General features: G+C 48.8%; 10 protein-coding genes and 1 pseudogene. 7 read left to right on the forward strand and 4 right to left on the reverse strand.

The features are described 5' to 3' along the window. The first annotated feature begins 60 nt into the window (after nt 1-60). Entirely contained in the window at nt 61-624 is a 564-nt protein-coding gene (locus ACTNB1_RS02970; RefSeq protein WP_441167796.1) for a recombinase family protein, read from the forward strand. Between the two features lie 309 nt (nt 625-933). Here the strand turns inward: ACTNB1_RS02970 and ACTNB1_RS02975 are convergent, their stop codons facing one another. Next, complete coding sequence (locus ACTNB1_RS02975; protein WP_441167797.1) at nt 934-1,527, reverse strand: helix-turn-helix domain-containing protein; 594 nt, start codon at nt 1,525-1,527, stop codon at nt 934-936. 238 nt (nt 1,528-1,765) lie between these two features. Between ACTNB1_RS02975 and ACTNB1_RS02980 the strand changes: the two genes are divergently transcribed. The 4 genes from ACTNB1_RS02980 (at nt 1,766) to ACTNB1_RS02995 (ending at nt 7,258) form a co-directional block, all read left to right on the forward strand. Continuing rightward, a complete protein-coding gene (locus ACTNB1_RS02980; protein ID WP_441167798.1) occupies nt 1,766-3,373 on the forward strand; it encodes a DNA primase family protein in 1,608 nt (535 codons plus the stop codon). A gap of 31 nt (nt 3,374-3,404) precedes the next feature. Continuing rightward, the gene (locus ACTNB1_RS02985) at nt 3,405-3,650 is read left to right on the forward strand and encodes a hypothetical protein (RefSeq protein ID WP_441167799.1); all 246 of its coding nucleotides are present in this window, start codon (nt 3,405-3,407) and stop codon (nt 3,648-3,650) included. Between the two features lie 168 nt (nt 3,651-3,818). After that, the gene (locus ACTNB1_RS02990) at nt 3,819-5,642 is read left to right on the forward strand and encodes a recombinase family protein (RefSeq protein WP_441167800.1); all 1,824 of its coding nucleotides are present in this window, start codon (nt 3,819-3,821) and stop codon (nt 5,640-5,642) included. A 164-nt stretch (nt 5,643-5,806) separates the two neighbouring features. Beyond that, nucleotides 5,807-7,258 (forward strand): ATP-binding protein, encoded by a 1,452-nt coding sequence (locus ACTNB1_RS02995; RefSeq protein ID WP_441167801.1) that lies wholly within the window; start codon nt 5,807-5,809, stop codon nt 7,256-7,258. A 36-nt stretch (nt 7,259-7,294) separates the two neighbouring features. On the opposite strand, the pseudogene ACTNB1_RS03000 reads toward ACTNB1_RS02995, so the two are convergent. The 3 genes and pseudogenes from ACTNB1_RS03000 to ACTNB1_RS03010 form a co-directional block, all read right to left on the reverse strand. Then, a pseudogene (locus tag ACTNB1_RS03000) lies at nt 7,295-7,691 on the reverse strand (NAD-dependent malic enzyme); the annotation flags it as partial. A gap of 35 nt (nt 7,692-7,726) precedes the next feature. Then, entirely contained in the window at nt 7,727-8,980 is a 1,254-nt protein-coding gene (gene larA, locus ACTNB1_RS03005) for a nickel-dependent lactate racemase (RefSeq protein ID WP_441167802.1), read from the reverse strand. Nucleotides 8,981-9,315: 335 nt separating this feature from the next. Beyond that, nucleotides 9,316-10,230, reverse strand: coding sequence for a LysR family transcriptional regulator (locus ACTNB1_RS03010; protein ID WP_441167803.1), 915 nt, complete (start codon nt 10,228-10,230; stop codon nt 9,316-9,318). Nucleotides 10,231-10,545: 315 nt separating this feature from the next. Here ACTNB1_RS03010 and ACTNB1_RS03015 point away from each other — a divergent pair, with 315 nt between their 5' ends. Together ACTNB1_RS03015 and nhaC are read left to right on the forward strand one after the other, a co-directional pair. Beyond that, entirely contained in the window at nt 10,546-12,162 is a 1,617-nt protein-coding gene (locus tag ACTNB1_RS03015; protein ID WP_441167804.1) for an amidohydrolase, read from the forward strand. A 232-nt stretch (nt 12,163-12,394) separates the two neighbouring features. Next, nucleotides 12,395-13,819 (forward strand): Na+/H+ antiporter NhaC, encoded by a 1,425-nt coding sequence (nhaC, locus tag ACTNB1_RS03020; protein ID WP_441167805.1) that lies wholly within the window; start codon nt 12,395-12,397, stop codon nt 13,817-13,819. The last annotated feature ends 38 nt before the right edge of the window (nt 13,820-13,857 follow it).

A 13,857-nucleotide genomic window follows, 5' to 3' on the forward strand; every position in this document is an offset into this window, starting at 1 on the left:
AAAGCCGTTTTAAAATCTATGTGGCGTTTTCCAACCCTTTTTGAGACAGGAGTGGCTGTGATGAACCATCAGAAAATCGGCTATGCCAGAGTATCCACTGCCGACCAAAATCTGGAGCGGCAGCTAGACCTGCTCCGGCAGTATGGCGTGGAGATAACGTTTCAGGAAAAGATGACCGGAACCAAGCGGGACAGGCCGGAGCTGAACAGGCTGCTGGCCCATGTGGCCCAGGGAGACACTGTGGTGGTGGAATCCCTGTCCAGGCTGGGTAGAAGCACCAAAGATTTGATCGAACTGGTGGAGCTGCTGAAGGAAAAGGGTGTGCAGCTGGTGAGTTTGAAGGAACAGATCGACACCAGCACGCCTACCGGAAAGCTGCTCTTTACCCTGATGTCAGCCCTGGCCCAGTTTGAACGGGATGTAATTGCCGAGCGGACTAAGGAGGGGCTGAAGGCCGCCCGGGCCAGAGGCAGGAAGGGCGGCCGCCCTCGTTGTGATCCCCATAAGCTCCGGCAGGCACTGAAGCTCTACGAGGCGGGGCAGCATACGGTGGCAGAGATCGAGGAACTGACCGGGATCAAGAAGGCCACCCTCTATCGGGCGCGCAAGGGGATGGGATCATAAATTATATATCATGTTAAGTAGGCTGTTCCACGTTCTTTGTTCCGTGTACTGCGTTCCGGGTTCCAGGACATCGGGGTTATATGATGGAGGGAAGCTTATGTGATTGTCTGTCCAATGTGAAGCGGGCCGAATAAATCTGTAGGCCAAAAGGGGAAATAAAAAATAGAATGGGCGGCAGCGCCAGCCCATTCTATTTTTGGAATACAGATTTATTCGGAACGCGGAACAAAAGTGAATTATGAACGATTGAATTTATCAAGTTTGTCTAATAAAGTAAGAAGCTAAAAAAACTTGCACAAATCGTTTGAATTATTTAAGAGCGTGCTTTAAGAGTGTATAAACAGACTGACGTACATCAGGGTTTGCATGAAACAGTTTATCTATAAGCTCAAAAAGTTTGGGGTCAGTCTTGGCCCACATGCTTGCCCGTGTAATATCAATTGTCGGAAGAGAATCAAAAAGTGTGATTGGAATATTAAATTGTTCCGTATCTGTCACAATTCCAGTTGGATTGTCTGTTAGTCCAAGTATGTAAAAGGCGCTACATCCAAAATATGTAGCGATCGCATTACAATACTCAATGTTTACTGCCTTGGTTTTTCCATTTACTATATTTGACATTGCCTGGTCACTAATATTACATATTTTAGCTAACTCTGATTGCTTTGTGTCTTTACATAATTCTTTCAGACGTTTTGCGTGACTGTTAACGATATCCTCAGAAAATATGTAGTGATATTCACCCTTTCGGTAAGCGTCTCTGAAAGTTATATTATTGACATCTATCAGGAGTTCAGACTGAAATATACCTTGCTGTTCGGCTTTTTTTACAAATTCATCTGACTTGCTGATTGACTTTAGTAATTCAGAGTCCAGTGCCTTCTCATCTTTATAATTGTCCATGATAAAACTCCTTTCTAAGCAAATATTTTGTTTCGTAAACTAATCAAGTGTGGTCAATCAAGTATTCGTGTTTGCAAATGGAATCTTGCAAATTGTCAATATGCAGACCATGCCGGACGTGCTATGATGCAGCCACTTCGCTAAGGCAGGCATCACCTGCCGAGAGGAGTGTGTTTGCAAACGCTTTCATGGCCCGGGTAACGCCATAAGATAAAGATTTAAGCAAAGGAGATTTGTTATGGCAGATAACCAATATGATTTTTATGATGTCATTAACTATTTCATGGAAGATGAACAGTTAAAAAGGAAGGCAGAAGCTATCATTCATCGGGCATATGAGGAGCAGCAGAACAGTGCTTCCCAAAGAAATCCTATCACACTTTTGAATAACTGCCCTGAGCATGAGAGAGGCATCTTAGACCAGTATTTTCAAAACATGAATGACCAGATCAAGAGAGACATGACCAAAGACAACACACAACAATCCACGCCTGCATCCACTTCGTATGTCGGTGGCTTCTCGTTGGGACCCCTTGTCCAATCCATTCAAAATTTCTTCCACCCCAAAAAGGAAAACGGTGAGGTCAGCATCTACGATTTGATGTCCTCGGTGTTGGAGCAGGCGCAGGTGGTCAACTACGAGGGGTGTATTTATTGGCGCGAGGGGGCCGTATTTCGTCCTGTAGACGATATGGAACTGCAAAAACGCCTGTTTATATACTTGGAACCGTTTCTGGCAGCCGGGAAAAACCCGCGGATCATCACCAATGTCATGGACTTGCTGAAGAAAAATCCGAGAATCTGCGCCAGCCAAACAACGGAAGGGCCGGACAGGGTGTTTTTCCTGAATGGGGTCTATAATTTGCAAAATCACGCCTTTACGCCCATGGCGCCCTATGACTTTTTTACATCCTATCTTCCCTTTGAGTATAGACCGGAATTGGAAATATGTCCATATTTTGAGCGGTTTATTGCCAGCGTTTCAGGGGGAGATACTGCTGTCCAACAACTGATCTGGGAGGTGCTTGGCTACATACTGAGCTTTGATATGTCAGCAAAAGCATTCTTTGTCTTGCAGGGTGTAGGGGACAGCGGCAAGAGCGTTTTTGGAAATCTGGTGAGCAGCTTTTTCAATCCGGAGGCCCTTGCACATCTGGATATCTACCGCTTCAAGGACCGGTTTTCCACCAGTGCTCTGCGGGGAAAGCGCCTGAACATCTGCATGGATCTGCCCAGAGCAAAAATCAGCCGGGAGGCTATCGGCACCATCAAGATGCTGACAGGAGACGATACCATCACTATTGAGGAGAAGTTCCGGCAGTCAGAGTCCTATAAGCCAACCTGTAAGCTGCTGTTCGGCAGCAATTTCCCCTTGATGCCAGGAGATAATGACCCCGCTTTCCGGGCCAGGTTAATCACCATCCCCTTCCGGTATGCTGTGCCCAAAGAGCAGCAGGACAAACATTTGCTGGACAAGCTCCTGGCGGAACGGAGCGCCATTGCGGTGAAGGCCCTGGATGCCTACCTGGAGCTGAGGAGACGAAATTACCGCTTTCCTGTTGTACAAGGTATTTGCGATATGAACGGATATGTGGCGGAAAACGAACTTATGGAGCGGTTTGTCCGCGAATGCTGCAAATTCCGGCCGGATGGCTTTGTCTTTACGGCGGATCTTCAGGAGGCATATAACGCCTTTCGGGCATCCTGCAACGTACCGCCCATTATGGACACATCCACGTTTTCTAAGCAGTTTAATGCATTCTGTGCCGGCCGCGCTGAGCCCAAGCGGGTCCGGCGGGACGGAAGGAACCTGAATGGCTATGTAGGAGTGGCCCTGCTGGGCTGATCCCGGATCAAGGAAAGGAGACGGAGACAAAATGAAAAAGATCTACTATGCGGCAGTGGGCAATAACGGGGGTATTGTCACGGATGACTACGAAAATGCGCTCGTATGTAAGCGGTATCTGCGCGGACATGTCTATACCAAGAAATTTTTTGATTTTGATGAGGCGGAAGAGTATCTGCTGGATCACATTACGGAAGTGGCTCCTATTGGGTGCCCTATCCCCGAGCACTGCAAGCTGAATCAGATGATTACCATCCGCAAGTTGATGAACCAGTAAAAGCAGGAGGGAAATGTGTATGTCAAGTCGAGATATCACGACCAAAGACCTGGCAATCAAGCTGGTTGCCGCACTCTATGCCAGGGGGCTCCTAAACGGACCCACCTATGAAAACATCCTGAAAAAGTACGCCTGAGCGCAGAATAGGCCAGGGAAGGAGGTGACACAATGGGCGGCAGCAGTCGCATAAGGCGCGTAGCGATCTATGGACGTGTCTCCACAGAACACGAAGCGCAGCTTTCCGCATTTGAAAACCAGCAGGCCTGGTATGAGGCAGAGGTTCAGCGTCATCCGGACTGGTCTGTGGTGGCGCGCTATTACGACGAGGGCATTACCGGCACTGCCGCCCGAAAGCGGCCTGCCTTTATGCAAATGCGCAGAGACGCCAAGGCGGGTAAGTTTGACCTGGTGGTAACACGGGAGGTCTGCCGGTTTGCCCGAAATACGGTAGACACCCTGACGGTCACCCGGGAGCTCAAAGACCTGGGGATAGAGGTCTACTTTATCCAGGACAACATCTGGACCATGGATGGAGACGGGGAACTGCGTTTGACCATCATGGCCACCCTGGCCCAGGAGGAGAGCCGCAAGATCTCCGAGCGGGTGCGGGCCGGACAGCAGATCAGCCGGGAAAAGGGTGTGCTGTATGGTACCGGCAATATTCTGGGTTACGAGCGGGTGGGAAACTCCTATGTGATCCATCCGGAGCAAGCCTATGTGGTCCGTAAAATCTTTGATCTGTACGCCCATGGTATGGGCTATCAGCGGATCTGCGCCGAGCTGACCCGTTTGGGCTGCAAGAATGCCCATGGCCAGGTCTCCTGGAAGGCGGAGCGCATTGGACGGATTCTGCGCAACGCTACCTATAAGGGTTACATCGGCTACAATAAATCCCACAGTGACGGCTTCCTTACTCAGAAGAGGATCAACCATCGGGAAGAAGAGATACAATATCGCAAAGGAGACTTTGAGCCCATTGTTCCAGAAGAACTGTGGAATCAATGCGCTCAGCTGCGAGAAAAAAAGAGCATGAAGCAGCGCGGCCCGGACGGAAAAGCTCGTAAATTCGGAAGGAAGGAGCCGCAGTCTGTATGGACGTCCAAACTGAGATGCAGCTGCGGTTCCTCTTTCCGCAGGTTCCTGTGGCATAAAAACGCAGATGGGACAAAGACCTATGGATATGAGTGCTATCGCCAGAAGCGTACCGTCAGTGCGCACTATTTGGAGAGCAACGGACTGGATGCCTCTGGGGTATGCCAAAGCAAGAGTATTCCGGCCTGGCAGATTGATCTGATGGCAAAGCTGGTCTTTCAGACCGTGTGGAAGGACCGGAAGGAAGCTGTGCTCCTGGCCTGTGAAATGATTCAGAACTGTATGGCACAGGAGGAAAAACAATCCAGTCAGGTCAGAGATGGCTTGCAGTCACAGTTGAACCGTTTGGAACAGAAACGGGAGGGCCTGAGGGACATGCGGGCTTTGGGGGATATCTCAAGAGAGGAATTTTTGCGGGACACCCAGAAGGTGGAGGAAGCCGAAATGCGCCTTCGGGAGCAGCTTCAGGATCTGGATGCCATGCAGAAGCAGCCTGCCAATCCAGCTCTGGATCTGGAGCGGATACGGGCCACGCTGGAACAGTGGGTTGACCTCTCTGCTCCTGTGGTTCCGGAGGCATTGGTGGAGCAATTCATTCTTCAGGTACTTCTGATAGATGATAACACCTTTAATTGGACACTGGATCTTTCCAGCCAAACAAGCTCCGTACAGCGCCGCCTGAAACCCAGCGAGATCGCATTTGCCTTGTATCACAGGGCAAAAAGCAATGAGGTGGAGTGTCTGGAGGATACGGAACTGGAGCGATACATATTGCAGCCCCAGGAAATCCTCTCCTTTTCCATTACCGCACAAGAGGCGAAAGCCTACTGTCAATCCATTGGGATGCGGTTTTTTGCGAAGAAGTGGCACGACAAGACGATAACTGTCAGTATCGGATAAAAGACAGATCCCTGATACGCTGGAAAATGCGTATCAGGGATCTGCTTACAATAAGCAAATATTATATTTCTTTTTTGCAAAATATGATTGAATTCGCAAAGTAAATACGCTAATATTAGCGTATCAAACTGTAATGCTTTGCTTATTTTAAGGCGGTGAGCAAAATGTTAGCAAATGAACTGCTGGAACTAACGAAAAGTGTTTGCAAACAAAAGGCCGAAACACAAACCTTGGAGCTGAAAAGTGCTCATGTGGATTGCCCCAAACGCCTCTATGATACTTTGTCCAGCTTTTCCAACCAGGACAGCGGCGGCATTCTGCTCTTTGGGGTGGATGAGAGTGCCGGCTATCAGGTGGTGGGGGTGTACGATCCCCAGGACCTGCAGAAGAAAGTTACCGAGCAATGTAATCAGATGGAGCCCAAGGTGCGGGCGGTCTTTACCTTAGCGGAATGGCAGGAAGGGGTCTGGGTCTGTGCGGCGGAGATTCCTGGCCTGGACCTGTCGGAGCGCCCCTGCTACTACCAGGGAGCGGGCCGTATCAAAGGCTCCTTCCTCCGGGTGAGAGATGCGGACCTGCCTATGACCGACTATGAACTGTATAGCTACGAAGCCTTCCGCAGGCATCAGCATGATGACGAGCGGCCCGTGGAGCGGGCGACATTGAGTATGATGGACGGGGACAAGCTGAAGTCCTATCTGCTCCAGCGGCGGATGGAGCGCCCGGGATTTGCCCAGCTCACCCAGGAACAGGCCTATGAAATGCTCAATATCACCCGGAACGGAGTACCCACCCTGGCGGCGGTACTCAACTTTGCCTTGTACCCCCAGGGTTACTTCCCCCAGCTGGGAATCACCGCCATTGTGGTGCCCGGCACCCAAATTGGGGACACGGCGGAGGATTCGGCCCGGTTTGTGAACAACAAGCGGATCGAGGGTACCATTCCGGCCATGGCGGAGGAAGCCCTGGCCTTTTGCCAGCGGAATATGAAGGTGCGCACCATCATTGACAAGGAGACAGGCAAGCGCACCGACCGGACGGAATATCCCATGGATGCCATCCGCGAGGCGGTGCTCAATGCCCTGATCCATCGGGACTACAGCATCTATACTGAGGGGACCCCCATCCAGATCGACTTCTTTACCGACCGCCTGGAGATCCACAGCCCGGGCAGCCTCTATGGGCGGATGACGGTGGAGCAGCTGGGGGTGGCCCGGCCAGACCTGAGAAACCCCGCCCTGGCGGTTATGACAGAGGTGCTCACCGGGGCGGAAAACCGCTACTCCGGCATCCCCACTATCCGCCGCTCTCTGGCGGAGTACGGCCTGCCGGAGCCCAGATTTGAGAACCGCCGCAACGAATTTGTGGTGACCTTCTACAACGGAACCGGCAAAGCTGAGGTGACAGAGCAGAGGAAGGAAGGGGAGAAAGCCCCGGACTTGCTGGCCTTCTGCAAAACGCCCCGCACCAGAAAAGAGATTGCCGATTACCTGGGGGTTAAAACGGTATTCTATGTGATGCAGCACTATGTCAAACTTCTGCTGGAATCCGGCCAGCTGGCCATGACTATGCCGGAAAAGCCTAAGAGCAGGAATCAGAGATATTATACGGAATAAATGGGTCTGTTGCAAAATGCGACCATAAAAATGAGCGAGGTTTGGAGCCCAAAAGGGTTTCCAAACCTCGCTCATTGCTTTGACAATGCCGTCCACATCCTTGCTTCCGATACAGAGCGGGACAGCGTCCACATCACCAAAAGCTTTGAAAAGAACGCATTTGCCCTCCATGACCGGCATACCAGCCTCAGGGCCGACATCATCTGGTCCCAGCACAGCGGAGCCATCAGTAACCACCGCCGCTGTGTTCCAACGGCGGGTCAGATCATAACTCTTATTTACGTCTTTCTGAATCCCAAGACAGGGGGGCCGCGACACCAGGCGTGTAGGCCAGAAACAGTGTATCTCTGGAATCTACAGCGACACGGAACAACAATTCCAGCTTCCCCTTCCACTGGTAGTGCAGACGAAGGAATTCTTTTGTGTAATCCATAGTATATTCTCTTTTACAACAGTATTTGAGAAATTTCAGTTCTGTTTTATCCACGGTAGTGTGGAACCGCCGTAAGGCATGGCTAAAATGGTGGCGTTGTGTCCGTGTTGACGCATGGCGGCATCAAATGCGTCCTGAACCGTATGGTAGGGCCGCATAAACAGCTTCTCTACAAGGGCGTCCTCCAAATCAGATACCAGATAAATGTCCGCGCGTTTCAACACCATAGCGATGGCGGCAGCTTTATGTCCCCCTAACCGAAAATCATTTTGAATACGTTCAATCAGCGCTTGTGGGTGGGGGGCTGTGGTTATCCACTCCTCGAAGGTCGGTTCGCCGAGGCCTTCTTTACAGGACCCAATGAGAATGATAACACCGCCGGGCTTCACTGCGTACTTGGCGTTGTCCAAAGCTTTCTGGGTTTGGTACAAATTCAAATCCTTGGGAGCGCCGCCCTGGGAGGCAATCACAATATCTGCCTGCTGTGGAATTTCTATCCGATACAGTGTGTCCAAGAATGCGCAGCCCGCCCGATGTGCCGCGATTGCATCGCCGGCCACCGCTTTGATGATCTGTTTGTGGGCATCCAGAATTACATTCAATATGAAATCCACGCCCACCATAGTGGCAGCTTCCTCGATATCCTCCCGTACAGGATTCCCCACGGTTCTTCCGGCACAAGCGGCGGGATCGACCATCTGGCTGTGATTTGCCTGGATCGCCGCGCGGGAAGATACACCGGGCATAATTGCTTTGGCGCCGCCAGAGTAGCCGGCAAAATAGTGGTACTCAATATTACCGAGACAAATGCGCCGATCTGCGTTTGCCACGCGGCGGTCAATATCAACCGGAGTGCCGCGATTGGTAATGCCGATGTGGACGCAGTCGTTGATATTTGAGTCAACACAGGAGATTTCTGACCAAGCACGTTCGCCTGCAAGGCGGCGCTTTTCTTCGTCTGAATGGTTTCGGTGACTGCCCAGGGCAAAAACCAAGGTGATATCCTGCCGCCGGATGCCGGCGGCATAGAGTTCATCCAACAAGACAGGCATTACTGCCCAAGTGGGCATGGGGCGGGTAATATCACTGGTTACAATGGCAACGGTTTCGCCGGAATGGAGAATATTCCGCAGGGAAGGAGTTCCGATTGGATGTCTCAATGCGTCCTGTACAGCTGCTTCGCCGGTAAGCGTGTTGGTAATCTTATTGGGTTCCAGGGCAGTCAAAAAAGAGGAGTCCGGAATTTTCAGAGGCTGCATTCGTGTTCCGATTTTGAAAACCAGTTCCATGGGATATTATCCTCCACTCATATGTTTTAACATTAAAGGATAATCGTGGCTGCGTCAAATATAATTTTTATTGAGTAACATAGATTATAACTATAATATAAAAATGAGGGCTGCAAACATGGATATGTTGAATAGTTAAACTCCATAGATAATCAGAATGGATTCGATGAAAACAGGAAAGGTACTGCGCGGACAGTACCCTTCCTGTTCAAGCCCCGGATTATATTTAAATAGTTTTTTATATTGCGTTACACTTTGGGGGGTTAGGGAAGCGCTGATTGAATCAGTGCTTCCCTAAAAATATCCCGCCATCCGCTTTCTCAAGCAAAAGAACATTAGAAAATGCTCCCAAAAGAAATCTTTGCAGTGCGCTGCTCCATCTGATAACAGCCCTGACACAGTTTTATGAGCTGAGTCATATCTCGAAAAGGCTTTTGGCTGCGTTTCCAGATCAGACTGACACACAGAGAAATGGATGGGCGAAGCGGTATAGCGGCAACATTGGACATCATTTCCGCCAGGGGGCGCATCAAAAAACCTGAGGCGATTCCGCTTCGGATCAGGCTTTGTACGGTGGATAGCTGTTCTGTAGTGTGCAGAATACGAGGAGTTATTCCAGCGTTTTTGAATTGGCGTACAACACTTTCCTGTGTTGTAAAATTTTTATGAAAAAACACAAGCGGTTCGTCTTTCAGATTTTCTGTAGATATCTCTGTGAGACCGGCAAGAGGATGGGATTGTGTGGCGCACCAAACAATTTCTATGTTTGCAAGAGGTGTAACCGAGAACTCCGGTGGCAGTTCCGATTCATGAGTGACAAACGCTAGATCCAACATGTTTCTTCGTAAATCCTGTATTAGGATTTTAGAGCCATATTCCTCCGTGACCAAAAGTAGATCGGGACACTCATGCGCGATTGCTTGATAGAGCGGAGACAGAAGCAAGGTTCCGATCATTGGTGGAACACCGAGGTGAACTGGTCGCCGGGAGTGTCCCAGAGACTGCATCTTCTCTTGAACATTGTCGGCGTGACGCAGCAGGCTTTCTGCCATTTCCTTAAAAAAAACTCCCTCCTTTGTCAGCGAGAAGCCTTGGTATTGACGGGCGGTTAAGGGTACGCCAAATTCGCATTCAAGTTCTCTGATTGCTATAGAAACCGATGGCTGAGACACATGCAAAGATTCTGCGGCCCGAGAGATACTGTGCAGACGGCAGGCCGCCTCAAAATAACGCAGCTGCTGAAGCTTCATCGTGCAACCTCCCTATAAAATGAGTTCATATTTTTATAATATAGGAAAAATTTATATAAATCAAGTAAAATGATATTTGACAAAGGGGTAATCAATAAGTAATATGAATTCATCAATAATGCACAATATAAGCTGCTTTTTAGGCACGCCTTAATATGTTTTTACCTATATAGACCTGTCTATCTGCTAATTTTTTTGGATATTATTTAGAAATATTTGGATGTGAAAGGGCTGTAATAACCGTAAAAGTATGGTGGCACATAGAAGTACTCTTTGGAGAGACTGATAGAATAAAAGCGAAGGGTGGAAATTGGGATGAATACGACACACATTGATATGCTGCTGAAAAATTGCAAAGCGTATGCGATGGATGAGAAAAACACCTGTTACACGATGATCGGAATCCACGGCGGTCGTATTGTTTATACGGGACAGGCCGATGAGAATTCACCGCCTTGCGCGAAGACTGTCATAGATATGGCAGGAAGACCGGTGCTGCCAGCTTTTACAGATACACATATGCATATGATTAATTCCGCATATTTGCAAACGATACTTCGGCTTTTTGGCGTCACATCCATCAAATGTGTGATTGAGATGGGAAAGGAATACCTAAAATCCGGTGAATTTTCCCGGGAAAGATGGGCCTTTGGGCGAGGCTGGAATCAGGAACTCTTTGAAGAGGGGAGAATGATTACCAGAGATGATCTTGATGAAATTTCAAACAGTGTTCCCATTTGTATCGTAAGAGTATGCGGACATATCGCGGTGCTCAATTCACCCGCCTTGGAGTTGCTGAGAGCCTCGGCGGAGGTAGAAGCCTACGCGCACAATATTGATTGGGATTCTGGTGCCCTGAGAGAGAGCGCGGTGAAGTATTGCTACAAAATTATGCCACCGATTCCCAAGCCGATTATGAAGAATTTGATCGATATGGCGCAGAGAGCTCTGTTGTCCCAGGGAATTACGGCGGTAGGGACGGATGATTTCATTTCCCTGCCGGGCGATAATCTGAAGGTAATCTATGAAAGCTATCAAGAAATGGCAAAAGAGGGAGAGTTGAAAGTACGGGTTAGCGAACAGTGCGGGTTCGTGGAAGTAAATGATTTGGAAGACTTTATTGCGTTTAATAGGAAAAACCGCATTGCATCTGATTTTTTAAGGATGAACGTAATAAAAATCATGCTGGATGGTTCTCTGGGCGGCCGAACCGCTTTGCTGAAAGAACCCTATGCGGATTGTCCGAAGGAAACGGGTACACAGACTCATTCCAGCGAAAAACTGAATAAGATGGTTAGAATTGCCCACGACAATGGGTATCAGGTTGCCGTACATGCAATCGGAGATAAGGCGGCGGATGTAGTGGCGGATGCGTATATTGCGGCATTGAAGGAAAACCCGAGAAACGATCATCGCCACGGTATTGTTCATTTTCAGATAACAGATGATGATCTGCTGAAAAAAGTAAGAGACGCGGATATTATTGCGTATATTCAGCCGGTTTTTCTGTCTTCGGATCTGGATATGCTCACGGACCGTCTAGGCGAAGAGCGTGCGCGGCATACATATATGTGGAAAACCATGCAGGACATGGGGATTCACACGGGCGGCGGCTCAGACGCACCGGTTGAGTCGTTTAACGTTTTGGAGAATATTTTCTGCGCAGTTACGAGACAGCGGATACATTCGGAGAATCATGAATGTCACTGTCCACAGGAGTGCCTTGATATAAAAGATGCTGTGGCATTGTTTACGTCAAAGGCCGCGTATTTGACTTTTGAGGAAAACAAGAGAGGAACGATTGAAGTGGGTAAATATGCGGATCTGGTGGTACTCTCTGATGACATTTTTCAAATTGCCGCGCAGAAGATCCAAGATGTCGCTGTACTGAGGACAATGGTAAATGGAGAGTTCGTTTTTTCAAAAGAATAATGTGGGCAGAAAAAAGGCGGCCACCGAGATGTCGGTTTGAAAAACCATGTGCGGCAAGATTCAAAATATGCTCGTGGAGGGGAGATGGGAAATGTAGTAGACAGATGTACGAAATTTGCGGTGTTGTGTGATGAGGCTTTTTGATTTCTAAAAAAGATATCAAAAAATCGGTGATACTGCGAGCGACCGCAAATGAAGTGTGCGGATTCAAAAAAACGGAGGAGGATTCAAAATGAACAAAAAAGAAGCGGGAGAGCAGGTAACTGCAAAACAGGGACTACTCCTTTTGTTTGCGGCAGTGCTGGTAATCGTTGTTTGCAAAATTGTATTTAATGTAGATACGAAAACTACCTTGATGATTTCCGGTGCAATCGGTGGAATCATTTGCATGATTTGGGGCTTCAAGTGGGAGGATGTTGAGAGCAAATTTGCCGAGGGAATCAAATCGACGGCAATGCCCATTGTTTTGCTCATTGTAATTGGTATGATGGTTGCTTCATGGATTTTGTCCGGAACAATTCCAACCATGACTTATTATGGAATGAAGCTGCTGGCTCCGGGGCAGTTTTTGTTCTTATCGTGTATTTTGTGCTCCGTGATGTCAGTTTGCACGGGCACTTCCTGGGGAACTGTTTCCACTCTGGGCGTAGCACTTTTGGGTGTGGCCATGGGGCTGGGAATTCCTATAGAGATGACTGCCGGCGCCATTGTGGTTGGATCGTTTTTTGGCGACAAAATGTCTCCTCTGTCTGACTCCACAGTGTTGGCGGCCTCGTGCGCGAGAGTGAATTTGTTGGATCATGTCAAGCATATGTTCTATTCGACTGTTCCGGCGATGTCCGTTTCGTTAGTACTGTTTTTCGTGTTGGGTTTCAAGTTTAAGGGTGGAACGATATCTGGTGTGGAATATAATGAGATTCTCGCCGGGCTTGACGCCTCCTTTAATTTAAGTCTCTTAACCCTGCTGCCTCCGATTGTAGTACTGGTGTTGGTCCTGATGAAAAAACCCGCGATTCCTACGTTTGGAGCGGGAATTGTTGTCGCTTTTATTATCGGTATTGTGACGCAGGGTGCGGATCCGGTAGAAATGCTTAACGCGATGAGTAAAGGCGTTTCCATTGAGACTGGCGTTCCTATCGTCAACACACTGGTAAACCGGGGCGGCATTGTGAGCATGCTGGATACCATTGGCCTAATATTGTCTGCGGCAATTTTTGCAGCGCCAATGAGAGCGTCGGGCAGCGTAAATGCCATATTTGAGGCGGTCAAAAAGGTTGCGAAGACGCCTAAGCAGTTTATGGTATTGGCACTCATTATGCAACCGGTCCTGCTTGTGGCAACAACTTCCTATTTTGTCACGATGCCTGTTACAGGCGAATTGGCGGCGGACGCTATGGATGAAATGGGGTATTCCAGACTGAATCTTTCCAGAATGATGGAGGATGGCGGCACCGTTGTCTGCCCATTGATTCCTTGGGGAAATACGGGAGCGTTTATCACGGCTACATTAGGTGTTACGCCTTATGAATATTTCTTCTATATGCCGTTTATTTGGCTGTGTTTTGTGTTCGACATGCTGTCAATCGTCACTGGCATTGGACTTAAGAAGGCTGATGGATCTATGGTTACCCCTCTTTTCAAAAGGAAAGCGGCCTGAATTCATCGTCACTGAAAAGGACAAAATGCCTATCGGCG

It is taken from the genome of Flavonifractor sp. HCP28S3_F3 (genome assembly GCF_052065355.1).
GTDB lineage: Bacteria > Bacillota > Clostridia > Oscillospirales > Oscillospiraceae > Flavonifractor.

Bases quoted from the DNA above. Each gene is read 5' to 3' on its own strand.
- ACTNB1_RS02970 (WP_441167796.1), top strand. From the start codon at position 61: ATGAACCATCAGAAAATCGGCTATGCCAGAGTATCCACTGCCGACCAA.
- ACTNB1_RS02975 (WP_441167797.1), bottom strand. From the start codon at position 1,527: ATGGACAATTATAAAGATGAGAAGGCACTGGACTCTGAATTACTAAAG.
- ACTNB1_RS02980 (WP_441167798.1), top strand. From the start codon at position 1,766: ATGGCAGATAACCAATATGATTTTTATGATGTCATTAACTATTTCATG.
- ACTNB1_RS02985 (WP_441167799.1), top strand. From the start codon at position 3,405: ATGAAAAAGATCTACTATGCGGCAGTGGGCAATAACGGGGGTATTGTC.
- ACTNB1_RS02990 (WP_441167800.1), top strand. From the start codon at position 3,819: ATGGGCGGCAGCAGTCGCATAAGGCGCGTAGCGATCTATGGACGTGTC.
- ACTNB1_RS02995 (WP_441167801.1), top strand. From the start codon at position 5,807: ATGTTAGCAAATGAACTGCTGGAACTAACGAAAAGTGTTTGCAAACAA.
- larA (WP_441167802.1), bottom strand. From the start codon at position 8,980: ATGGAACTGGTTTTCAAAATCGGAACACGAATGCAGCCTCTGAAAATT.
- ACTNB1_RS03010 (WP_441167803.1), bottom strand. From the start codon at position 10,230: ATGAAGCTTCAGCAGCTGCGTTATTTTGAGGCGGCCTGCCGTCTGCAC.
- ACTNB1_RS03015 (WP_441167804.1), top strand. From the start codon at position 10,546: ATGAATACGACACACATTGATATGCTGCTGAAAAATTGCAAAGCGTAT.
- nhaC (WP_441167805.1), top strand. From the start codon at position 12,395: ATGAACAAAAAAGAAGCGGGAGAGCAGGTAACTGCAAAACAGGGACTA.